The following is a 24,123-nucleotide window of genomic DNA, read 5'->3' as shown; positions in this document are numbered from 1 at the left end:
GAGCTTATTATGGTTGTTTGGAGTATTTTACCTCAAAACCCTTGATGTGGCTGCTTTATATAAGGGGACACCTAAGGATCAATGGTTGTATATCAAACAAGAAAACCATATTTCGGTATTGTTGATGGCCAACAACGTTTGACTACTATTACTCTCATATTATCTGCTATTAGAAACGCATTTATTACATTAGGTGAAAATAATCTTGCGAAAGGTGTCCACAAATATGTTGAAAAAGCGAACATAGATAATGAAGATGAATTTGTATTAAACTCAGAGACTTCATTTCCATACTTACAAGATCATATACAGAGTTTTAATGGGTTAAATGTTTCATGCGATGTAGGTGTTGAGGAAAAGAAACTTGAATCTGCTTTTACCATTATTGAAAAAAACTTAGAGAGGTATATCCCTGAGTTATCTGACGTACATTCAGAGCAAGGTAACCTATTTACTGATCATGATAATTTGGCTGTACAAAAACTTAAAAATATTAGGGATAAAGTACTTTCTTTAAAGCTAGTTTTTATACAACTTGATAATGAAGATGATGCATACCTAATTTTTGAAACATTAAATGCTAGAGGAAGAGATCTGACTACATCTGATTTGGTTAAGAACTTAATGTTAAAGAGAATTAAAAATACTAGCGTTTCTATCGATCAAGCTAAAGAATCTTGGAATGGTATGGTTCGACATTTTGATGATGTAGCTGATCCATCCTCTTTAGATGCGTTTTTACTACATTTCTGGGTATCTAAATATAAATATACAACTGATAAAAAACTATTTTCTGAAGTAAAAGCTTTTATTGGTAATAGTGCAGAATCAGCAAAAGAGTTAATGTCGGATTTAAATATATACAGTAAATTGTATTGTACTCTTTTATCTCCTAGTCAAAGGGACTGGTCTAAAGAGGAAGTATTGGTTAAAAAATCTCTAATATCCCTTAATATTTTTAAAGTTAAACAGCAGACGGCTTTAACTCTCGCTTTATTGCATAAATATGATAAAAAACTATTAAGTTTAAGGAATTTGAGAAAAACTCTTGAAAAAATTGAATTATTTCATTATTGCTTCAATGCTATAACTTCTCAGCGTTCATCTGGAGCAATTGCATCCAATTATTCTCGGTTAGCTATTAAATTAACAGAGGCATCCGAAAATGGGCAGATTCAATCCGTACTCAATGAGTTAGATACATTTTTACGTTCAAAAATGCCTGACCTTAATGAGTTTAGAGTTAAATTTTCAGAATTAGGCTATGGTAACAAAAAATCTAAAGATAAAAACATTGTTAGATATAGTTTAGAGTTTTTACTACCTAAGAATAACGGATGTTTAAGTGTAGATAATCAACATTTAACAATCGAGCATTTCTTATCACAGTCAACAGATCTGTCTTCATGTGATGTTAGTGATGATGAGATTTATAATATAGGTAATTTACTTTTGTTAGATAACACAACAAACTCAATTGAATTGGCTGACAAACCTCCAAGGGATAAGTTCGAAATACTTAGGAAGAAAAACTATCCAATGGAAGAGTCGTTGCTCTTACCACAAAATTGGAACAAAGATTCTATAAAGAAAAGAGCTGATATTATGGCTCAAGAAATTTATAAAAAATGTAGAAAAATCGTATAAAAAATCGTAAGTTACTCTCTATAACTTATTGTTTTTAAATTATATGTATATTGTTAGAAGGCAATTTTTATCCCATTGATGAAGGTATTATATCATGTTATTTACCACAAGCCCCTTTCCTCCTCAGAGCCCTGGCCTTGCTCTGACTGTGAGCCTTAAAAGCCAGCATTAATAGATAAAAAATTGACTTTATTTTTCTAATTTTAAATACATTATTTGATTTAACATACTTTGTTACTTTTTTATGGTTTTAATTGGATTGCACTTAGGTTCTAATGTCAGTCGTATATTTTACCTAGTTACTAACTGAGCCTCTATTCCATTGAGATTTTCAGTAACCTTTGTCAGTAGCTCTCAATATCTGAGAGCTTTTTTTTTGCATTAATCATTAGGAAGAGAATTGGGATCGACATTAATGTAATCTGGTGCGATGTAGTATGAAAATTGCTGTGCTGTAATGCTTGAGGCTCCCACCATCAATGCTTTGCAGACTCGGTGCATGCCATTAACGACTTTTCCGTTTTGGCAGCGTAAACTAGGATAGTTGAGATAGGCTTCATGTATGAGTTGCATGTGTTCTATGATATCTCTACATGTAGGACTCGATTTATTTGATTCATAGCAGTAGCATTGTTCGAATTATGTGATGTTCGATAAATTGACATGTATGTGGGAAGTGTATTCGATTGAACAATGAGCTTGTTTATATCCTATATGAAGGTATGGATAACATTGTCAGGTGTACTGTTTGGTATTTTTCTAAAAGGGCATTGTTAGCGCATAGTTTATGATTGCTTCTGAATTTAAGTTTTAGCCGATGAGCATCAACTTTTGCTTTCGTGTCAATTTCTTTATGGCGATCTCTTTTTTTAAGGCTTGGCTGTGATTGCCGATTTTTTCAATATAGATGAGTGTTAGTGGTCCTTTTCCCTTGAGGTATTTTGCCGCTTTTTTCCCTCCCAATTGATGTTCATGAAAGCGTCGATTAACATCTGTTGTGATCCCTGTATACAAATGCCCGTTCGCGCATTTTATCATATATAAATACCAAAGACTGCTCACTATGCTCCTCTGGATGATTAGTATTAGGTTCTTGATGACTTTATTTTATGCCAAATTATATAGAAAGTAATTTGGCATAAATAATTTAGCAAGGCTATTATTTGTCTAAACCTAGTAGGCCTAAGAAGAATGCATATTCTTTCGCTGTGTCTTGGTAACGGCGATAGCGTCCACTTTTTCCTCCATGGCCTGCTTCCATATCGGTTTCAAATAACAGTAAGTTATCATCCGTTTTATATTCTCTAAGTTTGGCGACCCATTTGGCGGGCTCAAAGTATTGCACTTGAGAATCATGTAAGCCTGTCGTAACAAGTAAGTGAGGGTAGTCTTGGGGTTTAATTTGATCGTAGGGCGAATAGCTTAACATATAGTCATAGTAAGCTTTAGTATTGGGGTTTCCCCATTCATCATATTCATTAGTGGTTAATGGAATACTCTCATCTAACATAGTTGTTACCACATCAACGAAGGGGACATGTGATGCTACGGCAAAATACTTCTTCGGTGACTGGTTGATTATTGCGCCCATGAGTAAGCCGCCTGCACTGCCACCTGAAGCGACAACTTTATTTTTATCGGCATAACCTCGCTCTGTGAGTGCTTGAGTGACATCGATAAAATCATTAAAACTATTTTTCTTATTTAGCATTCGACCTTCATCGTACCAATGACGGCCAAGCATATCACTGCCTCGAATATGAGCTGTTGCATAAACAAAGCCCCTATCTAATAAGCTGATAATGGACGATCTAAAGTGTGGCTCAACTGTATAACCATAAGAACCGTAACCGTATTGATATAGTGGATTTGAACCGTTTTTATTAAACAAGTCTTTACGGTAAACGAGTGTGACTGGAACTTGAGCACCATCTCTTGCAGTGATAAATAATCGTTCACTTTGATAAGCATGGCTCTTAAATCCGCCAAGAACGTTTTCTTGTTTTAATAAACGCCTTGTTTTAGCTAGTGTCGCAGGGTTTGAAGAGCTTAATGAATATTCAAAAATAGACTCAGGGGTGGTTGGGCTGGAATAAGCCACTCGCAACTTATCTGTATTTTGGCGTGTATTTATCTCCAAACTCGCCACATAAGCGGCATCATCAAAAGGTAATTCGAACTCTGGAGAATTATCAAGTGGACGAACTTTAATATGATTGAGGCCATTTTCTCTTGTTTGATAGACTAAATAGTCCTTTAAGATTAAGTAATCCTCGATCAGGACTTTGTTATCATGGGGAATGACTTCTTGCCAAGCTTGTTGATTATGGGCTTGATGAGAAGGTACTTTCATCAAACGATAATTCTTTGCTTGCCAGTTGGTGAGAATGTAGAAGTCATCTCCTTTTTTCTCAAAAGTATATTCATGACCTTCTTTTCTCGTCAATATTGGTGAAAAAGATGAAAGGGGCTGATTTGCATCGAGAATGGAGACTTCAGAGGTTATGGTGCTGTCATGAGAAAGCGTGATTAATGACTCATCAATGGTCTTTCCAAGCTCAAGGTAGTAGGTATCATCTTTCTCTTCAAAAACTAATACATCTTCAGATTGCAGTGTGCCAAGTTTATGTCTGAATACTTGAAATCCAAGCAATGTTTGAGGATCTTTCGCAATATAGAAAACATGTAGGTTGTCATTGGCCCAAATAATATTTCCTTCTACACCTACAATTTTATCTTTTAGATATTGATTATTGTTGAGATCTTTAAAAACAACAGTATAAATCCTTCTGCTTAGCGTATCTTCTGTAAAGGCGAGTAGTTGGCCATTTGGGCTAACAGATGTCTCTCCTAGGCCGTAAAATTCATTACCTTGTGCACGTTCATTAACATTGAGAATGATTTCTTCTGTCGAATCTAAGTCTTTTTTACGGGCAATAATAGGGTACTCTTCGCCTGATTGATATCGGCTGTAATACCATTGTCCATGCCATAAATAAGGTGCGCTGGATTCATTCTTGTCTAATCGATTGGTGAGTTCTTGGTATAACTTTTTCTGTAAGGGTTGATAGGGACTTAATTGAGCCTCTTTATAATCATTTTCAGCCATTAAATAATCAATAATTTGCTTATTCTTACGTTCATCGTCACGCATCCAATAATAATTATCGATACGTTGATGTCCGTGCTTTTTCATGATGTAGGCTTTTTTTTCAGCGATAGGGGGCTGTATTGAAGAGGTTTTAGTCATATTCGAACATCCAATTAACAAGACAGCACTTGCTGTAAGAGGTAAAAAGAACTTCATGTCACGTTTCCTTGTGTCAATTCTTAATCATAAATTGAGTTGGTATTTTTATTAGGGTTATTTTATGCCGCTAAACAATAAAGGTCGATGATTTTTTGTTGTTTTAATTTGATCTGATTTTCATTTTTTGGAATAAGGCGGCTTGGTTGGTAAAAGTTGAAGGGGGAGTTTTATCTGTTTTTATTGGGAATGATACTGGTCTAAACATATTGTTTTAGCTTGAATTTGTAGTGTATTGAGCGCAAAATGACTTGAGTTGAAAAATGTATGTTTTTCAACTCAAATTCTCAGGGCGGGGTGTAACTCCCCACCGGTGGTAAATGTTAGTTCACTGATATTTTTTATTGAAGTGCTACTTAAGCCCACGAGCGCCTAGTTTTCTAGGGTCAGCAGATCTGGTGGGTTGACGCTTTTGTCGTCAACGAATCCAGAGCCGACGGTAATGTTATATTTGTTTTTTAAATATACTGAGTCCGGATGAAAGAGAATATAGGAGAAGCGGTAAGCGGGTACTTGATGCTTATTCGCCGTATTGATAGCGATTTTTAACTGATTAAAAATATCGCTTTTTCTTTTATGTTAGTATTTGATTTTTTAAATGCTATTTCTTTATGCCCTGATTCTGGTCAAACCATAAATGTTATTATTAGGACTAAACCATGGATCAGTCATTACTCATACCTTATGGCAATGCAATTGAACGTGTCAATGCCGCTTTAGCGTCTCTTAAAATAGGAGGAGGTGTACTTGTTGTTGATGATGAAGATAGAGAAAATGAAGGGGATCTTATTTTTGCAGCAGAAAGCTTAACCAATGAACAGATGGCACTGCTTATTAGGGAGTGCAGCGGTATTGTTTGTTTATGTTTAACACAGGAGCGTATTAAACAACTTGCTCTACCGCCTATGGTTGCAGAAAATACCAGTCAATATGGTACTGCCTTTACCGTCAGTATCGAAGCTAAGGTAGGGGTGACTACTGGCGTTTCCGCAGCTGACAGAGTCAAAACAATACAAGCTGCCATTGCTTGTCAAGCAAAAGCAGATGATCTTGCAAGGCCTGGGCATGTTTATCCGCTTATTGCGCAAAGTGGTGGTGTTTTAACGCGTCGAGGACATACTGAGGGGACGATTGATTTGATGAAACTTGCAGGATTAAAACCTTTCGGTGTGTTATGCGAAGTTACAAATCCAGATGGAACTATGGCACGATTAGCCGATATCGTACGATTTAGTGAAGAGCACAGCTTACCGATAGTGACTATTGAAGATATTGTTTATTATCGACAATTAGCACTTTAGTTTTCCGATTCAATTGTATCGATTTTGTTAGTGAGAAGCTCGCATTGAGTTTTTCACTATATTATGTCTTTATTTTGTATGCTTGTTACCCACTTTATTGTTTAACCATTGTTTATTATTTGTTGTTTAGTATGTTTGACTTTTGTTTCTCCTTGAGTTTTTGGCCAGTAAAATCAGTTGGTGTACAAATTAATATGAACTCAATGATATTCTATGTTGCTTAGTTGAAACCAATATGGTTATTTCTTCGCTTAAAATTAACGGATTACTTTTTAATGCCCATCGTTTTTGCTCGTTTCAATCTTAAATGTAAATTGTTTTTATTTTCGGCTTTTCCTTTAGCCATTATTTTTATTTTGGGATATGTCGCAGTATTGCTACTCATTGAAGATTATAGGTTGGCAAATGAGAGTATGTTGACCAGTGAAGTGAGTATTGATATTGAAAATTTACTGTATGAATTACAAAAAGAGCGAGGCATATCTGCTGGAGTGATAGGTAAAAAGGAGGCGTTTTTTTCAAATCGACTTGAGCAGCAAAGAGTCTTGACCGATGAGGCTATGACTCAACTTATTAACAATCAATCTCTTAAGAGTTTGTTGAACATTGAGAATAATAATGCGAATAAAACACTCAAGAATAAACTCATTAAAATAGCAAAATTACCCACAATGTTGGCCAAAGTTCGCGCTGAAGTGACGCAGTTAAAGGAGATGAACTTTTTTGAACGCTATGCTGAAATTGACTGCTTTCTTATCGATCTGATTTCTCAATTGCATTTTAGTTCAAATAACGTTGAGCAAATTCGACGTCAAACAGATCTGTTAAATATGCTACAGATTCAAGATCTTGCTGATGAGCAGCGTGCTTTAATGGTACAGTTATTATCAGCACCGACACTTTCAATGAGTGTTTTTCTTTCAATACAATCACTTGAAACGACTTTGCATGAACGTATACTTCATACTTTATCTTATGCCACTAGTAATAATCAGTGGTTACTCAATGGGATGTTACTCAGTCCTGAGCATGCTGAATTATTGCGTATTCAAAGCCTAATAGCCTCACAGTTACGTTTGGCGGAACAGTCTGAAGAAATTGGACGTTTAATGGGCTTTGGTGGCTTAATACATGACTTTAAAAGTTACTTATTACGTAATGAATCGAGCGATTTGATTAAGTTTAATATGCATTTTATGGAACTCTCTCAGCTCCTTGAGAGTATTAAAAGTGATCCTGAGTTGTCTGGTTTTCAGTATGATTTAATTATTAAATTAGAAGAGACGATTTTAGCCTATCAATCAAATATGTTTAAGCTATTGCGGCTCAAGGAACAGGGATTGAACATTGAGGATATTGACGACAGGATACGCATTTATGATGAGCCAATGTTAGCAACATTGGCTCATTTACAGGCGCCATTAGCGAGTGTATCAGCGCTTGAATGGTGGGAAGCATCCAGTCAAAGGATCAATTTATTACATCAAATAAATGGAGATATTGCACAAGCTATTGCATTGAGCAGCCGCTCTGAGCAGAGGCAAGCTTTGACGTATTTAATTTTGAGTTTACTAGGCATTATATTCATTACTGGCGTGCTGGTTTTATTAGGTAAAAGTATCACTGAGCATATTGTTGGAAGCATTAGAAGTATAGCGGATGACATGCAAAAAATGGCTGTGGATCCTAATTTAGAGATTGAAGTTGAAGTCAAAGGTGGAGATGAAATAGCTAAAATGGCGTCTGCTTTGAATCAAATGTTACTTGAACGGCAAAAGGTTAAAAGAGAGCTTAGTCGTGCTTCAGCAGTTTTTAAACATTCTTCGGAAGGCATCATTGTGACTGATGCACAAAACCGTATTGAGTTAGTCAATCCTGCTTTTACTAAAATTACAGGTTACACATTAGATGACGTAAAAGGGAAAGATCCCTCTATTTTGAGTTCTCAACATCATCCTGAAGATTTCTATAAAGAAGTATGGCAAACCTTGAAAGCGAAAGGGCATTGGGGAGGAGAAATATGGAATAAGCGTAAGGATGGACATATTTTTCCTGAATATCTGGCGATTACTTTAGTGAAGAATGAACAAGGGGAAGTGACTCAACATATCGGCTTATTCATTGATATTACAAATAGAAAGAAATATGAGCAAGAAATTTGGTATCAAACGCATTTTGATACCTTAACTGGGTTACCCAATAAGCAATTGTTAATGGGGCATCTTCAACATCAAATCTCTTATGCTAGAACCTATTCGCAATCCGTTGCGATTGCTTTTATTAACTTAGATAGATTTAAGTTTATTAACGATCTTCATGGTACAGAGGTGGGAGATGAAATATTAAAACAAGTGGCTTCTCGGTTTAGTTCTATTTTAACCAAGGATGATTTCATTGCTCGAGTCGGTAGTGATGAATTTGTGATGATCCTGCCTAATTTATCTTCTGGTGCTTCTATTGAAAAAAGGGCTAGGGAAATTAACCTTTTACTTTCTGAAAAATTTATTGTTGATGAGGTTGTTGTTAGTATTTCTTCAAGCTTTGGATTGAGTTTGTATCCAGATAATGGCAAAGATCCAGAATCTTTGATAAGGCATGCCGAAACTGCAATGTATCAGGCCAAAAGTGATGGTAGGGCACACTATAAATTATTTTCAAAGGGAATGGATCACACGATATTTGAGCAAATCAAATTGGAACAGCGATTGAGGAAAGCTGTTTTGCATTCTGATTTTTACCTTAATTACCAGCCTATCATTGATATGTCCACAGGAGAAATAGTTAGTGTCGAAGCCTTAGTTCGGTGGAAAGATCCTGATTTTGGCCTGATTTCACCTGATAAGTTTATTCCTATTGCTGAAGAAACGGGCTTTATTGATACGTTAGGGCTCTGGGTGCTGGAGCAATCATTGGCTGATTTAGCCCATTGGCATCATCATGGTTTTAAGATCAGTTTAGCCATTAACGTTTCAGGCCGTCAGTTTATTAATCATGAAGGTGAGTCTTTTAGCCAAATTCTTAATGATGCGCTGAAAAGACACTGTATTGAGCCGTGTTATTTACACATAGAAATTACTGAAACTATGCTGATTGAAGATGAAGTTCAATGTTTGAAAACCTTAGAGGAAGTGAGCGGATTAGGTATTGATATTTATTTAGATGATTTCGGAACAGGCTATTCATCATTGGCTTATTTGAAAGGTTTTCCTATTTCTGTACTTAAGATAGATAAAAGTTTTATCGATAGTGCACTTGAATCACATAAAGATGCGAGTTTATTGAAAGCAATCATTATTATGGGTCAAAGTTTGCAGTTGAAGTTAGTCTCAGAAGGAGTGGAAACTCAGCAACAGTGGGATTTATTACAGGGGTTAGGTTGCGATTTTGCTCAAGGTTATTTTATGTCTAGGCCGCTCAATGGAAGTGAGATGTTTAATTATTTACAGAGACAAGTTATGTCGGTGGCGTAATAGAGGGCTTGCTAAAGTAAAAGCAGGATAAGATTTGTGGTTCTTATCCCGCTCTTAAGCTGCTTAACCTGAATAAGTTTAAGCGGCTGTCATTATACTATCACTGTCTTCTGCAGCCATTTTGGCAAGATCTTTATCAACAAAAAATAGTGCCTTTCCATCTTCGCCGACTAAACGGATTTTATCGACGATTGATTTAAATAATTTTTCTTCTTCGTGCTGCTCTGATACATACCACTGTAAGAAATTAAAGGTAGAGTAATCTTGGTTGCTAAATGCGGTATGAGCCAGTGCATTGATTTTACTTGTTATGAGTTGTTCATGCTCATAAGTATACTCAAAGAGTGCCAGTAGAGAGTCAAATTCGGCTTTAGGAGCTGCAATGGAGCCAAGCAGTGGCATGCCACCTGTTTCACTGACATAAGTAAATAAGCGATGCATGTGCCCCATTTCTTCTTCAGCATGAGTACGCATAAATTTTGCTGCGCCTTCAAAGCCTTTATCTTCACACCAAGCACTCATTTGTAAGTACAAGTTAGAAGAGAAAAATTCCATATTGATCTGTTCATTAAGCTGTTCGATCATCAAAGGTGTAAGCACGACTTTTATTCTCCACGGGTAGTAATTAAGTCCTATTGTCATTAATTTTGTATGAAATATCAAGATAAATTTTGTTGTAACCTGTTGTTTTAAAAATACAAATCGTTCTCATTTGTGTGTCTGTTTTTATATTACTTTTACGTAACTTGCTTTATGTATTTTTAACAGTTTGAATAATATATAGCTTATTTAATTAAGCCGTTTATCCTTTTGTCTAAATTTTGGAGCTTTTAATGAGTATTGCTAATTGACAGTGTTACTGTTTTTTATTGAATTTGAAGTGTGCGATATAATTGCGTAAAAAAAAGCTTAAGTATTAATCATTGAATTAAAATTTATCCTCTAACTGATACAAGTGTTGAAATTTACCCTGATATTAGATAGCTTGAGCTTATTAGTTTCGAGTCTCGATTATACTTAAGGACAAAATATGAAAGGTCTTAAAAGGGCATTGATTTCTTCTGCACTTTTTATTGCCGCCATTATTTGCTATCACTATGCGAATGCAATGGGAGTCTTATTTTTTTTGGTCGCAGGAATAGGCTTTGAATTGTTTGCTTGGAATATGAGTTTAAAGAAAAGGCACTAGCATTTAGTGCTTTTTCTTTAATTAGAGACAGGGAAGCATGATTTACGCTTTAATTTGTATTAAAGCAAATATGTGCTATTGAGCTAGATAAGAATATAACTTCCAAGCGATGAACCACATTATGCAGCCAATACTGATATCTATGGCTCTTTGTATTTTTTCTTTTCCCAACCAAGGGACTAATTTTGATGCGCCTATGGCTAGACTATAAAACCATAATATAGATGCCAGCATGGTACCGATTGCAAAAGCTATTTTTTCATGATTGATAAATTGGTTGCCTACGCTACCTAAAATCATAACAGTATCAAGATAAACATGTGGATTGAGTAAAGTGACAGCTAATGTTGTTATAATCACAGCTATTTTTGTTTTTTTAGAATGGGTTAGTTTTTCTATTTGATATTGGTTTTTCAAGGCGGCTTTAAAGGCGAGAAAGCCATATCCTAATAAAAAAAATATTCCACCATAAGTGATGAGTGTGGCGATATGAGCATTGCTTGTGAGTTATTCATGACCACCAAATACGCCAATTGCAATCAACAAAATATCACATAAAGTACAAATACTGGCTGCGAGCAAATGATGATTACGTTTGATGCCATGGCCTAAAATGTGAGAGTTCTGTGCTCCTATAGGAATAATCATACTGCCGCCTAAAATGAACCCTTGAATTAATGCTGCCACTGCCATTTAAATTATCACCGCTATTATTGACGTTTTTATTGAGTGTTTATTTATTATTTTTGCATAAAAATCTATCTTTGTCTTTCTTTTTGCTCTCGCTTTTATAAAGTTGTCACCACATTAAAATTGAGAAGCATGGAGTCATTATTTATGTGAAGATGCTTGAGATAGATCAAAGTCGATTGATATTCTTGCTTTGACTGTATTGGGCTTTCTCGCATTTTGAGTAAGCATGAGTATAATACTTTTTCATATAGTTTTTATTTCAAGGATGCCTCATGTCCATCACTTATGACCCTTGTGCTCACTCAAATTTAATGCACCCTGATCACGCTATTTTACAGCTCTTGGATCAAGTTTCAGTGGTTACTCAAACAGAGAAGATTGCACTGCCTACTGCATTTGGACGTGTGTTGGCAGAGGATGTTCACTCCTGCATTGATTTACCGCCTTTCGATAACTCCGCAATGGATGGGTATGCTTTTAACTTTAATGATTTGATGAATTTTGAGGCTTTAACTCTAGTGGGGGAGGCATTTGCGGGAAAACCTTACACTGGAGAGTGTTTACCCGGCACTTGCATCAAAATCATGACAGGTGCTTTGGTACCAAAGGGGTTTGACACTGTTCAAATGCAAGAGAAAGTCACGATAAAAGCCGGTAAAGCAGTCATAGAATCCCCTAAGCAGAAAGGGGCTTGCATTCGAAAGCAGGGAGAAGAACTGCTTTGTGGTGCTCAAGTCTTACCCGCTGGAACCTTGATACGAGCGGCTGAATTGGGCGTGTTGGCAACCATTGGCGCTGATGCTATTGAGGTTTATAGAAAGGTACGAGTGGCTTTCTTTTCAACGGGTGATGAGCTGCAAGCTGTTGGTAATCCATTGGAAAAGGGACAAATTTATGATTCTAACCGATATAGCATTCAAGGGTTATTGACTCGAGCAAACATTGAGTGGACAGATTTAGGGGTGATTGCAGATGATCCTCAGTTGATCAGAAAGGCGTTTCAAGAGGCGGCTAAAGTGGCTGATATGGTGCTGACTTCCGGTGGCGTGTCGGTAGGAGATGCTGATTATATAAAACAGGTTCTGGAAGAAGAAGGAAAAATCACTTTTTGGAAGTTAGCCATCAAACCGGGAAAACCCTTTGCATTTGGGCAGTTAGATGATGCTGTATTTTGTGGTTTGCCAGGTAATCCAGTTTCATCTATGGTGACTTTTTACAAATTGGTTTGGCCTTTAATTATTAAAATGCAAGGTCGCCCACAACGCCAGTTACTGACTTTGCAAGCGAGATTAAAAGGGCAAATAAAGAAAGTTCCTGGACGAGTGGAATATCAGCGGGGCATTTTGAGCTATAACGAGCAAGGAGAAGCCGAAGTTCAAATGAGTGGGGCACAAGGCTCGGGTATGTTAACTTCAATGACCTTGGCGAATTGTTTTGTGATTCTATCTCAATATGAAGGCGATTTACCCAATGGCACTATGGTTACCGTTGAACCTTTTAATACAGTATTGGATTAACTTTAATGTCTAGACGCCATGCCGATGAAATACTTATTTCAGACAAAAGTAATACAGTTTTATCTGATGCAGAATTATTGCGTTATGACCGTCAAATCGCGATTAAATCGGTCGATATAGAGGGGCAAGAGAAGCTGAAATCAGCCAAGGTGTTGATATTAGGTGTCGGTGGTTTAGGTTGTGCGGCAAGTCAGTATCTTGCCGTAGCGGGTATTGGGCATTTAACCCTTATTGACTTTGATCTCGTTAGTGAGTCGAACTTGCAACGTCAAGTGTTGCACGATGACAGTAATATTGATGTATTAAAAGTCACTTCAGCGAAACAGGCTTTAGAAAAACTGAATCCCTATATTCAAATTTCAACATTAGCGACGAAACTGAGTGATGAGGATATGGTTGAGCTGGTGGCTGATTATGATCTTGTCATTGATTGTACTGATAATGTATTGGTGAGAGAGCAAGTGAATCAGGCTTGTTTTATTCATAAAACGCCTTTGGTGTCGGCAGCTGCGATTCGAATGGAAGGCATGGTAACGGTTTTTGATTATCAAAAAAATATGCCTTGTTATCGTTGTTTTAGTCAATTATTTGGTGAACAAGAGTTGAGTTGTGTTGAATCAGGAATACTTGCGCCAGTAGTCGGCATTATTGGTTCAATGCAAGCACTGGAAGCGATTAAGTTATTACTTCATATAGGACATAGTTTAACGGGGCGGCTTTTATTTTTTGATGCAATGACCATGGAGTGTCGAGAAATGAAACTGTTAAAGCAGTCAAGTTGCCGCGTGTGTGGTGATGGAGTGATATAAACCCATGTTAGCTTTGAAATGTCATAAACAATCTTTGAAATTAAGTGTACGTATAAGTTTCATTTATTCTTTCAATGTTTATTCATTTGAGCTTGGCTGCTATTGATTGATTTGTCCTCTTTGATGTGTCTTCACTATTTTTGTCTTCTACAATGATAAGACGTCATTAAAAGTCGTTATGCCTTAATCATTGTCATGGAGGAGTTATGTTCAGGGGAGCTCAACAAAAGATCAATTGGTGCTTAATACTCTTTTTTATCAGTATTGCTCTATCGCTTGGAGTGACTTCTTGTTCAAAGAAACCTTCAGTCATGGCACAAACATCAGAACAGAAAAACGAGATCTTTTGGGGGTATGTTGGCCAAAACTCTCCAGAGCATTGGGGGAAGGATTTTCCTCAATGCGAACTCGGTGGTGATCAATCACCCATTAACATCGATCCTAAACGAGTTAAGGTCGAAGCACTGCCCCCATTACGTTTTACCTTTACACGAGAGCCGACAGATATTGAAGATAGCGGTCACACAATAGAAGTTGTATTTGGAGATGATGTTAAACAAGAGTCAGATGAAAGTGTTAAATTAAATTACCATGAAAGAGGAAAAGCACTGAATAGTCAAGCTGTTGAAATTGAGTATAGCGAAAAGAAGGATACTCTCTCTGTTGCGGATAAAGAATATCGACTTGCACAGTTTCATTTTCATAGTCCGAGTGAAAATGTTATCAGTAATCAAAACTTCCCCATGGAGTTACATTTGGTTTATGAAGGAGAGAATAATCAGTTTGCTGTAGTGGCCGTTTTTTTAACCTTAGGAAATGAAAATCCGACTATTCGTACTTTATGGGAGCATATGCCAGTTTATCGTGGACAGAAAAATGATATTCGCTCTTTTAATCCTGACTTTTCAGGACTATTACCTAACAAGCGAGGCTATTACACTTTTCAAGGTTCATTTACTACGCCACCTTGTACAAGAGATGTCACTTGGTATGTATTACATGAACCTGTCACCGTTTCTCAACAACAAGTTAGCGCTTTTCAAAAAGTCATGAACCATAACAATCGGCCACTGCAAGCATTGAATAATCGGGTGATTTTGTCCAGTCAATAAAGGCAGTCAAAAAAGGGGATTTTGAATGCGACATTGATATTATGACAGGATCATTTGTCCTGCTTTAACGACCTGCAAGCTTGTTGAATTAATAAAGGGTGTTTCGAATGTGACATTGATATTATGACAGGATCATTTGTCCTGCTTTAACGACCTGCAAGCTTGTTGAGTCAATCAAGGGTGTTTCGAATGTGACATTGATATTATGACAGGATCACTTGCCCAGCTTTAACGACTTGCAAGCATGGATTAACGCCATAGGTGTAAGCAAGTTGTGCTGGAGTGTCTATGTCCCATAAACAAAAATCGGCTTTTTTCCCTATTTCGAGACTGCCTATTTCACTGTCCATATTCAAGGCTTTTGCAGCATTAAATGTCATTCCCTTTAAGGCTTCTTCAGGTGTCAATTTAAATAAAATACAACTCATGTTGAGCATGAGGGTGCTTGAACAGATAGGTGATGAACCGGGATTATAATCACTGGCAACCACCATAGGGATGTTATATTTTCGCAGCAATTGAATGGGCGGTAATTGCGTTTCTCTTAAGCTATAAAAAGCACCGGGTAGTAGTGTTGCACAGGTACCATTTTGACTTAAGACTTCAATACTTTTTTCATCAATAAATTCGATATGGTCAACGGATAATGCACCATGTTTGGCCGCCATTGAAGAGCCGCCCAAATTAGAGAGTTGTTCGGCGTGTAATTTTATGTCTAAGCCTGCTTTTTTAGCCGCTAGTAGCACTTTTTCTGTTTGCTCTAGGTTAAATGCAATTTTTTCACAGAAAACATCGACGGCATCGGCTAAATTGTTTTCAATGATTTTAGGTAGCATGTCATTAATAACAAGTTCGATATAATCGTCTGTTTTGTCTTTGTATTCAGGTGGAATAGCGTGAGCGCCGAGAAAGGTTGTTTTGACATCAATGTGGTGATATTGACCTAAGTCTCTGGCGACGCGAAGAAGTTTTAATTCTGTTTCTGTATCGAGACCATAGCCCGATTTAATTTCAACGGTCGTGACACCTTCTTTTGCCAATGTATTGAGGCGTTGTCGTCCCAATTCAAATAATTCAGCTTCACTGGCTTCTCTGCAGGCCTTAACTGTGGAGAGTATTCCTCCTCCAGCGAGAGCGATTTCTTCATAACTGGCTCCATTGAGTCTTTGTTCAAATTCTTGGGCTCGATTACCAGCAAAAACTAAATGGGTATGTGCATCAATAATACCAGGGGTTATCCAGCCACCTTTGCCTCGATAAACGGGCGTGGCTAAGTGGTCAAATTCGGGTAAGTCTTTCTGTTTTCCTATCCAAGCGATTTTACCCGCTTGAATGGCTATCGCGCCTTGAGTAATCGCACCATAAGGCGTATTTGATGTTGGATCCATAGTTGCAATATTGATATCAATCCAGACTTGATCCCAAGACATAGCGAACCCTTAATTATTTTTTATGAATTTAAACAGCAAGTTATTTTGTTTGTGAATTTAGCTGTTCTGAATTGTATACAGTGTATTTTATCAAAATTGGCTTGTCTAGCTTGTGTTTACTTGTATATACAAGCTAGTGTGTTGAGGTGGCTTTTTGAGCAGGTGGGCGATTTTTTAATATGGTGCAGGCTAAATTTTTAGCGGTTAAGCAGCACATTCTTACAAAAGTTGATTCTGGCGATTGGCTCGAAGGACATAAATTGCCTTCAGAAAATCAATTAGCGGCTGTTTTTTCTTGTAGCAGAATGACCGCAAGGCGGGCGCTAACGGAATTGACTGAGCAGGGTATTTTACAGCGCTTCCAAGGTATTGGTACTTTTGTTGCTAGTCATAAAGCGCAGTCTTCCATTTTGCTCATTCGAGATATTCGCCAAGAAATTGAAGAAAGGGGTCATGCTTATAGTGTGAATATATTAATGCAAACAGAGCGGCAAGTTGATCGCGCTTTGGCTGAGTGGTTATTCCTTAATGAGGGAGTCTCTGTTTTTTATTCCAAACTTGTTCATCTTGAAGAAGGTATGCCTTTGCAGATCGAGGAGCGCTATGTTTTGCCTAGTCGAGCGCCGCATTATTTAATACAGAACTTTAATCAAATGACACCTCATGCTTATTTGTGTCAGGTGGCCCCTTTAGCGACGGCAGAGCAAACAATAGAAGCGATTTTAGCGAATGAGGAGCAGTGCGCATTATTACAAATTTCAACATTCGAGCCTTGTTTGCAGATCAGTCGGTTAACTGCTTCCAGTCAAGGTGTGGTGAGTTTTGCAAAATTACTTTATCCGGGTACGCGTTTTAAATTAGGTGGACAGTTAGTTTTCGACAATTAAATGTATTAAGAGGGACAGAACATTGAATAATCGACATGATGCAACAAGGCATATCATTGCCCCCCATGGTACAACCTTGAGTTGTAAGTCTTGGTTAACAGAAGCGCCAATGCGAATGCTGATGAATAATTTACATCCTGATGTGGCCGAGCGACCTGAAGATCTTGTCGTGTATGGTGGAATTGGGCGCGCAGCTCGTGATTGGCCTTGTTATGACAAGATTATTCAAGTTTTAAAGCGTTTGGAAAATGATGAAACCTTATTGGTTCAATCTGGAAAGCCTGTGGGGGTTTTTCAGACCCACACTAATGCGCCTCGCGTGATCATTGCTAATTCTAATTTAGTGCCTCATTGGGCTAATTGGGAACATTTTAATGAATTGGATAAGCAAGGGCTGGCCATGTATGGACAAATGACGGCAGGTTCTTGGATTTATATTGGTTCTCAAGGCATTGTACAAGGCACTTATGAAACCTTTGTTGCAATGGCAAAACAGCACTTTAATGGTGAGACTCAAGGTCGATGGATTTTGACGGGTGGGTTAGGTGGTATGGGGGGAGCGCAACCATTGGCCGGCACTATGGCTGGTTACTCAGTACTTACCTGCGAAGTGGATGAAACCCGTATTGATTTTAGGATCCGCACGGGTTATTTGAATAAAAAAGCGTATTCATTGAATGAAGCTTTAGCCATGATTAAGCTCGCGAATGAAAGTGAACAGCCTATTTCTGTTGGCTTGCTTGCTAACGCTGCTGATGTTTTTAGCGAGCTGGTGGCGAGAAAGATCACTCCCGATGTGGTGACAGATCAAACCTCTGCACATGATCCTTTAAATGGTTATTTACCCCAAGGCTGGACATTGGAGCAGGCAGCTTTAATGAGAAAAACCGATGAAGCAGCAGTGGTTAAGGCGGCAAAGAAATCGATGGCGGTACAAGTTGAGGCTATGCTGGCGTTGCAGTCAGCAGGCGCTGCGACAACCGATTATGGTAATAACATTAGGCAAATGGCCTTTGAAGAAGGTGTGAAAAATGCCTTTGATTTTCCAGGCTTTGTCCCTGCTTATGTCAGGCCGCTGTTTTGTGAAGGTATTGGGCCTTTTCGTTGGGTGGCCTTGTCTGGTGATCCTGAGGATATTTATAAGACCGATCAAAAAGTTAAAGAACTGATCCCAGATAATCCTCACCTGCATCAATGGCTTGATATGGCCCGTGAGCGTATTGCATTTCAAGGGTTACCCGCTCGAATTTGCTGGGTAGGTTTAAAAGATCGTGCTCGTTTGGCATTAGCCTTTAATGAAATGGTAAAAAGTGGTGAGTTATCGGCTCCCATAGTGATCGGTCGCGATCACCTTGATTCTGGTTCCGTTGCAAGTCCTAACCGTGAAACAGAAGCTATGCTCGATGGCTCGGATGCTGTTTCTGACTGGCCATTGATGAATGCATTATTGAATACGGCCAGTGGTGCTACTTGGGTGTCTTTACATCACGGTGGCGGTGTGGGTATGGGATTTAGTCAGCACTCAGGGGTTGTCATAGTGTGTGATGGCACAGATGATGCGGCTAAACGATTAGGGCGCGTGTTATGGAATGATCCCGCCACGGGAGTCATGCGTCATGCTGATGCAGGATATGAATTGGCCAAAAGCTGCGCGAAAGAACAAGGGTTAGATTTACCTATGCTGGAGGAAGATGTATGAAGCCCTTTACGTTAACACCTGGTACCTTATCGTTACATCAATTGCGTGAAATGAGCCGAACAGAAGTCAAGATTGCTTTATGTGAAGAGGCACTGGAGAATATTAATACTAGCGCAGCATTGGTGCAAAAAGTCGTAGATGAAGGAAGAGTCGTTTACGGGATTAACACGGGTTTTGGTTTACTGGCGAATACTAAGATTGCCGCTGAAGATTTACAATTACTGCAGAAATCGATAGTGCTGTCTCACGCTGCGGGCGTGGGGGAATTGATGTCAGATGCGACAGTGCGTTTGATGATGATCTTAAAAATTAATTCACTGAGTAGAGGTTTTTCTGGGATCCGCCTAATGGTGATCCACACTCTGATCGAATTAGTGAATGCACGAGTCTACCCTTGTATTCCTGAAAAAGGCTCTGTTGGTGCTTCGGGAGATTTAGCGCCTTTAGCTCACATGTGTTTACCTTTATTAGGCGAAGGGCAAGTTCGCTATCAAGGTAAGCTTATTCCTGCCATTGATGGTTTGCGTATTGCTGGCCTTGAGCCTATCTCCTTAGCAGCAAAAGAAGGCTTGGCGTTACTCAATGGTACACAGGCATCGACTGCGCTAGCATTGGAGGGATTATTTGATGCTGAAGATTTATTTGCCGATTGCTCTGTTGTCGGAGCAATGAGCGTTGAAGCTGCTTTAGGAGGGCGAAGTCCTTTTGATGCGCGTATTCATGAGGCCCGTGGCCAGCAAGGCCAAATCGATTCAGCAGCTATTTTTCGCCATTTGTTAGGGGATGAGTCAGAAATTGGTTTATCTCATTTAGATTGTGAGAAAGTGCAAGATCCTTATTCTTTACGTTGTCAACCACAAGTCTTAGGGGCATGTTTAAGTCAAATCCGTTATGCCGCTTCAGTATTAGTGACAGAGGCTAATGGTGTGACAGATAATCCATTGGTTTTTCAAAAGCCTGATGACATTATTTCCGGTGGAAACTTTCATGCAGAACCTGTTGCTATGGCGGCAGATAATTTAGCAATTGCGATTGCAGAATTAGGTGCCTTTTCTGAGAGAAGAATTGCACTACTCATTGATTCAAGCCTCTCTAAATTACCTCCTTTTTTAGTTGAAAATGGCGGCGTTAACTCAGGTTTTATGATAGCTCAAGTGACTGCAGCTGCATTGGCGTCAGAAAATAAAACTTATGCGCATCCCGCTTCTGTTGACAGTTTGCCTACATCGGCTAATCAAGAAGATCATGTGTCTATGGCGACGTTTGCAGCCAGACGATTACGAGAAATGTCTAATAATACGCGCGGTGTGATAGCAATTGAATGGCTGTCGGCCGCCCAAGGATTGGATTTTCGCTTACCTTTAAAGCCCAGTCCATTGGTTGAAAAGGCAAAAGGCTTTTTACGAGAAAAAGTGGATTATTATGATAAGGATCGTTTTTTTAATCCCGATATTGAGGCGGCTGTTCATCTGCTTAAGGCGGGGATTTTTAATCCATTCATGCCTAATTCCATGTTACCGAGTATGAAAGAATAATATAGCTTTAATGAAAAAGAATTAGGTTATAATTCTTTTTCAATGCCGATGTCAGTGCTTGGTTATAATGCAGTTACGCCGCTTTCTTGGGCTGATAAATATTTTGATTCCATGGCTCTAAGTAATAATCATTTTTTAATATCCAGGGGTTATACTTAGGATGGGTTTCGTTATGCTGATTGAGTTGCCTAGCAAGAACGCTGGCATGAACTGTCGGTTTATCTTCAATGTCTGTATTCCAAACTCGCTCTTTTTGTTTAAAGAGGCGTCCTGATATTCCGATAGACTCGTTGTGCATTCTTGCGCTTATCTCTTGATTAATCTCTATATTATCGTGAATGATGAGCCCGTGTTCTAGTGCTTTATTCAGCATCCAAACAAGTGGAATATTAGACAGTCCTTCACTTTCATATCCGCCGCCTACATCGGTATGTACGCCGCTAAACCAAACTTGTTTAACGGTTTGTTGTGGATGGGCTTTCTTTTTCCATAATATGGGGTGGAAAATGGCCCGTGTATCGTCAATGGATAAAGCATGGTAAGCATGTTCTATATTTTGGCTGATCGTAAAGTCATGAAATTTATGTTTAAAAGGGGGAATTTTGGAAAGCATACTATCAAAAAAACGGTTAGGTAAACCCATGGCGGCAACGGTATCCCAAACCCCCATGAAGGTAATTTTGCATTCTACATTTTTATTGTTAGCAATAAACAATGACGCTTGCTGTTGCCGTTTATGAGGATTTTTTATTTTATATATTTTTAGGGCTTGCTTGATGAGTTCGGGCCGCGATTTAGGCAATATACCAAACAGTTCGATAAAGCGTGACAAGCTGCGAACCGTCGCAGCACCTCGACTGAAGCCAAATAAGTAAATTTTGTCGCCAACATGAAAGTGGTCAAATAAAAACTGATAACATTCAATCATATTATCAGTCATGCCAACACCCAATAAACTGCCTGTGATTTGACGCCAATCGGTGCCTATGCCTTTGCTATAATGAGCAATTTGTTTACCAGAACGTTCTTCAATAAGGTTAAATGTTTTATAAACGTTGGTGTTGAATTTTATGCCGCCTTCTTGTCCCGTTCCATCCGAGAAAATGACGATATTCTTTGACATTTCACTCTCCATAACAGTTTGTCAATTTCTTGCTTTACTGCTTTAAAAGCAAAATGTGTGCCGTTTTCAATTGGTTAGCTAAAAACATCCAGCAAGTGTATTTTAGATAACCAATTCATATTATCGGGCTTATCTTGATTCCAATTCAGTAATTTTTAAGCTCATGAGTTCTTTTTTCCAGTGAGCCTTATTGATCCCGTCAATCCAAAAGGTGCGGCTTTCGCGGGTTTCATTTTTACGTAAGTAAGTGTCGGGTAATCGAAAGGTGGCTTGCCAAACATTTAAATTGTCTGATTTTATTTGTTGTCCTTCGTCATTGTAAAACTGTGTTTCTAATTTGACTAATACATAGTGTTTGTTGCTGTCACTGGTGAGTTCAAATTGAAGTCCTAACTTATCATCATCCCATTTCGTCTTGAGAATGCTGACTTTTACGCCATCTTTGGCCGTCGATTTTAATAATTCAGATTGTGTTATAAATTGTTGGTTTAGCTGTGGGGTTGAAAGTGCTGATTGGGGGGGAGCTTTTACAGATTTAGTGTCTATTGTTTGTGTAGATTTTTGAACAGTTTCGTTGGGTTTATTTAGAATAACGTATTCCCAAGTGAAATCATCGTTAAGTTTGACTTTAGCGCCATTGTCTAAGGTGATTTCAGCGATTTGAGCCGCAAAGGCGCTTGTTAAGGTTAAGAGATAAGCGATGGTTGTGGTAATGAGGATACGCGTTATTTGTTTTAATTTGTGCATATTGAAGCCGTGAAGCAATAAATTGATAGTCCTTAGGATATAACTAAATAATACTCAATGGCGAGCAAAGAGCGTAACAAAATATTGAATTGGGAATTATGGACTATTGTTATTTTATTGAGTTGTTTTTGTTTGTAAATGGTAACTCCCTTTGTGAAATGCTTAGGCTTTTTTCTTGCTGACTAAAAAGGTGATAGAGTGTGTTCATTAAGTGTTTGTTTTAAATTAATACGAGGAATGTAAGCAGTGAATTATGATTTTCGCTCTCAAATCAGTCATTGGGTATCCGGCTGGGGATTGAGTGAGTTTACCTCTCAAAATTTGGTGATGGGTATTTCACTTATTGGCTGTTTGCTTTTTGCCTTAGTGGTGTATTTGGTGGTACGCAGGGTTATTGTTCGTACGGTTAATTTAGTGATTAAGCACTCTAAAGTAAGCTGGGATGATACTTTTATGCGTCATCAAGTACTGGAGAAAATGGCATGCTTGGCGCCATTATTTGTACTGAGTCTATTGGTGCCTCTTGCTTTATCTAATATGCCCTTTTTCAGTACACTGACTGAGCGTTTGCTTGAATTTACCATTGTGATTTTAGTGATCAGAGTCGTTTACAGTGCGTTAGATGCTGCAAATGACGTTGCCGATCTGAATCTTGTGAGTCGTCGATTACCGATAAAAAGCTTTGTGCAGTTATTGAAGCTATTTTTGTTTTTCGTTGCAATTATCATTTGTGTGTCCATTCTATCGAATCAATCGCCCGTTTATTTCCTTAGTGGCTTAGGTGTTGCAACGGGTTTAGTGATGTTAGTGTTTAAAGATACCATTTTAGGCTTTGTGGCAGGCATTCAACTTGCTGCTAATCGTATGGTGAGTCCAGGTGATTGGATTCAAATGGATAAATATGGCGCTGACGGTTCAGTCGAAGAAGTTTCCTTAACCACAGTAAAAGTGCGTAATTGGGATAAGACGATAACGATGATCCCTGCTTATGCCTTAGTTTCTGATGCCTTTAAAAACTGGCGAGGTATGTCAGAATCCGGTGGTCGCAGAATTAAAAGATCATTCATTATTGATACTCAAACTATTCAATTTATCAGTGAGGAAGATAAACGAAGACTGTCTAAAATTAATCATTTAAAAGAATATCTGACGAATAAAGCAGTGGAGATGGATGCCTATAATGCCAAGGTGAGTGATGCTGACATGCGGGTAAATAGTCGACATTTAACCAATATTGGTACCTTTAGAGCTTATATGGTGCATTTTTTACGAAATCATCCCAATATACATCAAGAGATGACGCTACTTGTACGTCAATTAGCGCCTGTTAGTGAAGGGATCCCTATTGAAATTTATGTTTTCACCAATGATACTCGTTGGGCTGTTTATGAAGATATTCAAGCGGATATTTTTGATCATGTTTATGCCATTTTACCCGAATTTGGTCTTCGTGCTTTTCAATCGCCTTCTGGTGCAGATTTGAGAAGTTTGAAAACCATGTCATGATATACCCGTGATATCTGAAGATGCCTGTTTTCAGAGCTTGTAAAAGTGCCTAATTCAAGGCGTATTATTGCAAAAATGCTTATTGCCTTTTAAGATGATACAACGCAGAAGTCGGTGCTTTTACAGACTCCCAAAGGGCTGGTTTAAAAGC

At 38.2% G+C, this 24,123-nt stretch carries 19 protein-coding genes, 1 pseudogene and 1 riboswitch; of the genes and pseudogenes, 11 read left to right on the top strand and 9 right to left on the bottom strand.

The window, feature by feature from the left end; translation table 11 throughout:
- The first annotated feature begins 81 nt into the window (after window positions 1–81).
- Window positions 82–1,647, top strand: a complete 1,566-nt coding sequence (locus Q0791_RS19165; protein WP_299009912.1) for a DUF262 domain-containing HNH endonuclease family protein — start codon at window positions 82–84, stop codon at window positions 1,645–1,647.
- Between the two features lie 381 nt (window positions 1,648–2,028).
- Here the strand turns inward: Q0791_RS19165 and Q0791_RS19160 are convergent, their stop codons facing one another.
- From Q0791_RS19160 to Q0791_RS19150, 3 genes and pseudogenes are all read right to left on the bottom strand, one after another.
- Complete coding sequence (locus Q0791_RS19160) at window positions 2,029–2,220, bottom strand: hypothetical protein (protein ID WP_299009910.1); 192 nt, start codon at window positions 2,218–2,220, stop codon at window positions 2,029–2,031.
- A 237-nt stretch (window positions 2,221–2,457) separates the two neighbouring features.
- Window positions 2,458–2,706 (bottom strand): annotated as a pseudogene (locus Q0791_RS19155) (GIY-YIG nuclease family protein); the annotation flags it as partial.
- Window positions 2,707–2,806: 100 nt separating this feature from the next.
- Window positions 2,807–4,954: a S9 family peptidase gene (locus Q0791_RS19150; RefSeq protein ID WP_299009907.1), complete on the bottom strand. Its 2,148-nt coding sequence runs from the start codon at window positions 4,952–4,954 to the stop codon at window positions 2,807–2,809.
- 279 nt (window positions 4,955–5,233) lie between these two features.
- Window positions 5,234–5,447, top strand: a riboswitch (FMN riboswitch).
- Window positions 5,448–5,613: 166 nt separating this feature from the next.
- Between Q0791_RS19150 and ribB the strand changes: the two genes are divergently transcribed.
- Both ribB and Q0791_RS19140 read left to right on the top strand, forming a co-directional pair.
- Window positions 5,614–6,255: a 3,4-dihydroxy-2-butanone-4-phosphate synthase gene (ribB, locus tag Q0791_RS19145; RefSeq protein ID WP_299009903.1), complete on the top strand. Its 642-nt coding sequence runs from the start codon at window positions 5,614–5,616 to the stop codon at window positions 6,253–6,255.
- Window positions 6,256–6,530: 275 nt separating this feature from the next.
- The gene (locus Q0791_RS19140) at window positions 6,531–9,725 is read left to right on the top strand and encodes an EAL domain-containing protein (protein WP_299009900.1); all 3,195 of its coding nucleotides are present in this window, start codon (window positions 6,531–6,533) and stop codon (window positions 9,723–9,725) included.
- A gap of 78 nt (window positions 9,726–9,803) precedes the next feature.
- Here the strand turns inward: Q0791_RS19140 and ftnA are convergent, their stop codons facing one another.
- Window positions 9,804–10,325: a non-heme ferritin gene (gene ftnA, locus Q0791_RS19135; protein WP_299009897.1), complete on the bottom strand. Its 522-nt coding sequence runs from the start codon at window positions 10,323–10,325 to the stop codon at window positions 9,804–9,806.
- A gap of 430 nt (window positions 10,326–10,755) precedes the next feature.
- Between ftnA and Q0791_RS19130 the strand changes: the two genes are divergently transcribed.
- Window positions 10,756–10,914, top strand: coding sequence for a hypothetical protein (locus tag Q0791_RS19130; protein ID WP_299009894.1), 159 nt, complete (start codon window positions 10,756–10,758; stop codon window positions 10,912–10,914).
- Window positions 10,915–10,989: 75 nt separating this feature from the next.
- On the opposite strand, the gene Q0791_RS19125 is transcribed toward Q0791_RS19130, so the two are convergent.
- Together Q0791_RS19125 and Q0791_RS19120 are read right to left on the bottom strand one after the other, a co-directional pair.
- The gene (locus Q0791_RS19125; protein ID WP_299009913.1) at window positions 10,990–11,403 is read right to left on the bottom strand and encodes a LysE family transporter; all 414 of its coding nucleotides are present in this window, start codon (window positions 11,401–11,403) and stop codon (window positions 10,990–10,992) included.
- Window positions 11,404–11,421: 18 nt separating this feature from the next.
- The gene (locus Q0791_RS19120) at window positions 11,422–11,607 is read right to left on the bottom strand and encodes a hypothetical protein (protein WP_299009892.1); all 186 of its coding nucleotides are present in this window, start codon (window positions 11,605–11,607) and stop codon (window positions 11,422–11,424) included.
- Between the two features lie 272 nt (window positions 11,608–11,879).
- On the opposite strand from Q0791_RS19120, the gene glp reads away from it, so the two are divergent.
- The 3 genes from glp (at window position 11,880) to Q0791_RS19105 (ending at window position 15,045) form a co-directional block, all read left to right on the top strand.
- Window positions 11,880–13,124 (top strand): gephyrin-like molybdotransferase Glp, encoded by a 1,245-nt coding sequence (gene glp, locus Q0791_RS19115; RefSeq protein WP_299009889.1) that lies wholly within the window; start codon window positions 11,880–11,882, stop codon window positions 13,122–13,124.
- A 5-nt stretch (window positions 13,125–13,129) separates the two neighbouring features.
- Window positions 13,130–13,933, top strand: coding sequence for a molybdopterin-synthase adenylyltransferase MoeB (moeB, locus tag Q0791_RS19110; RefSeq protein WP_299009887.1), 804 nt, complete (start codon window positions 13,130–13,132; stop codon window positions 13,931–13,933).
- 206 nt (window positions 13,934–14,139) lie between these two features.
- Entirely contained in the window at window positions 14,140–15,045 is a 906-nt protein-coding gene (locus Q0791_RS19105; protein WP_299009885.1) for a carbonic anhydrase, read from the top strand.
- A gap of 203 nt (window positions 15,046–15,248) precedes the next feature.
- On the opposite strand, the gene hutI is transcribed toward Q0791_RS19105, so the two are convergent.
- Entirely contained in the window at window positions 15,249–16,475 is a 1,227-nt protein-coding gene (gene hutI / locus Q0791_RS19100; RefSeq protein ID WP_299009883.1) for an imidazolonepropionase, read from the bottom strand.
- Window positions 16,476–16,654: 179 nt separating this feature from the next.
- Here hutI and hutC point away from each other — a divergent pair, with 179 nt between their 5' ends.
- The 3 genes from hutC to hutH are packed head-to-tail and all read left to right on the top strand — an operon-like array spanning window position 16,655 to window position 20,596.
- Window positions 16,655–17,362, top strand: coding sequence for a histidine utilization repressor (gene hutC, locus Q0791_RS19095; RefSeq protein ID WP_299009881.1), 708 nt, complete (start codon window positions 16,655–16,657; stop codon window positions 17,360–17,362).
- Between the two features lie 22 nt (window positions 17,363–17,384).
- On the top strand, window positions 17,385–19,061 hold the full coding sequence (gene hutU, locus Q0791_RS19090; protein ID WP_299009879.1) for a urocanate hydratase: 1,677 nt from the start codon (window positions 17,385–17,387) through the stop codon (window positions 19,059–19,061).
- Window positions 19,058–20,596, top strand: a complete 1,539-nt coding sequence (gene hutH, locus Q0791_RS19085) for a histidine ammonia-lyase (RefSeq protein ID WP_299009877.1) — start codon at window positions 19,058–19,060, stop codon at window positions 20,594–20,596. Before hutU ends, hutH begins: the two co-directional genes overlap by 4 nt.
- Before the next feature lie 73 nt (window positions 20,597–20,669).
- Here hutH and Q0791_RS19080 read toward each other — a convergent pair whose 3' ends face one another.
- Both Q0791_RS19080 and Q0791_RS19075 read right to left on the bottom strand, forming a co-directional pair.
- Window positions 20,670–21,719, bottom strand: coding sequence for a DUF2235 domain-containing protein (locus Q0791_RS19080; RefSeq protein ID WP_299009875.1), 1,050 nt, complete (start codon window positions 21,717–21,719; stop codon window positions 20,670–20,672).
- Between the two features lie 129 nt (window positions 21,720–21,848).
- Window positions 21,849–22,466 carry a DUF3157 family protein gene (locus tag Q0791_RS19075; RefSeq protein WP_299009872.1) on the bottom strand — a complete coding sequence of 206 codons (618 nt, stop codon included), beginning with the start codon at window positions 22,464–22,466 and terminating at the stop codon, window positions 21,849–21,851.
- A 246-nt stretch (window positions 22,467–22,712) separates the two neighbouring features.
- Here Q0791_RS19075 and Q0791_RS19070 point away from each other — a divergent pair, with 246 nt between their 5' ends.
- Window positions 22,713–23,972, top strand: a complete 1,260-nt coding sequence (locus Q0791_RS19070) for a mechanosensitive ion channel family protein (protein WP_299009870.1) — start codon at window positions 22,713–22,715, stop codon at window positions 23,970–23,972.
- The last annotated feature ends 151 nt before the right edge of the window (window positions 23,973–24,123 follow it).

The sequence above is a fragment of the uncultured Shewanella sp. genome (genome assembly GCF_947495455.1).
In the GTDB taxonomy this organism is placed as follows: domain Bacteria; phylum Pseudomonadota; class Gammaproteobacteria; order Enterobacterales; family Shewanellaceae; genus Shewanella.
This window is presented reverse-complemented; position numbering and strand designations above follow the sequence as displayed.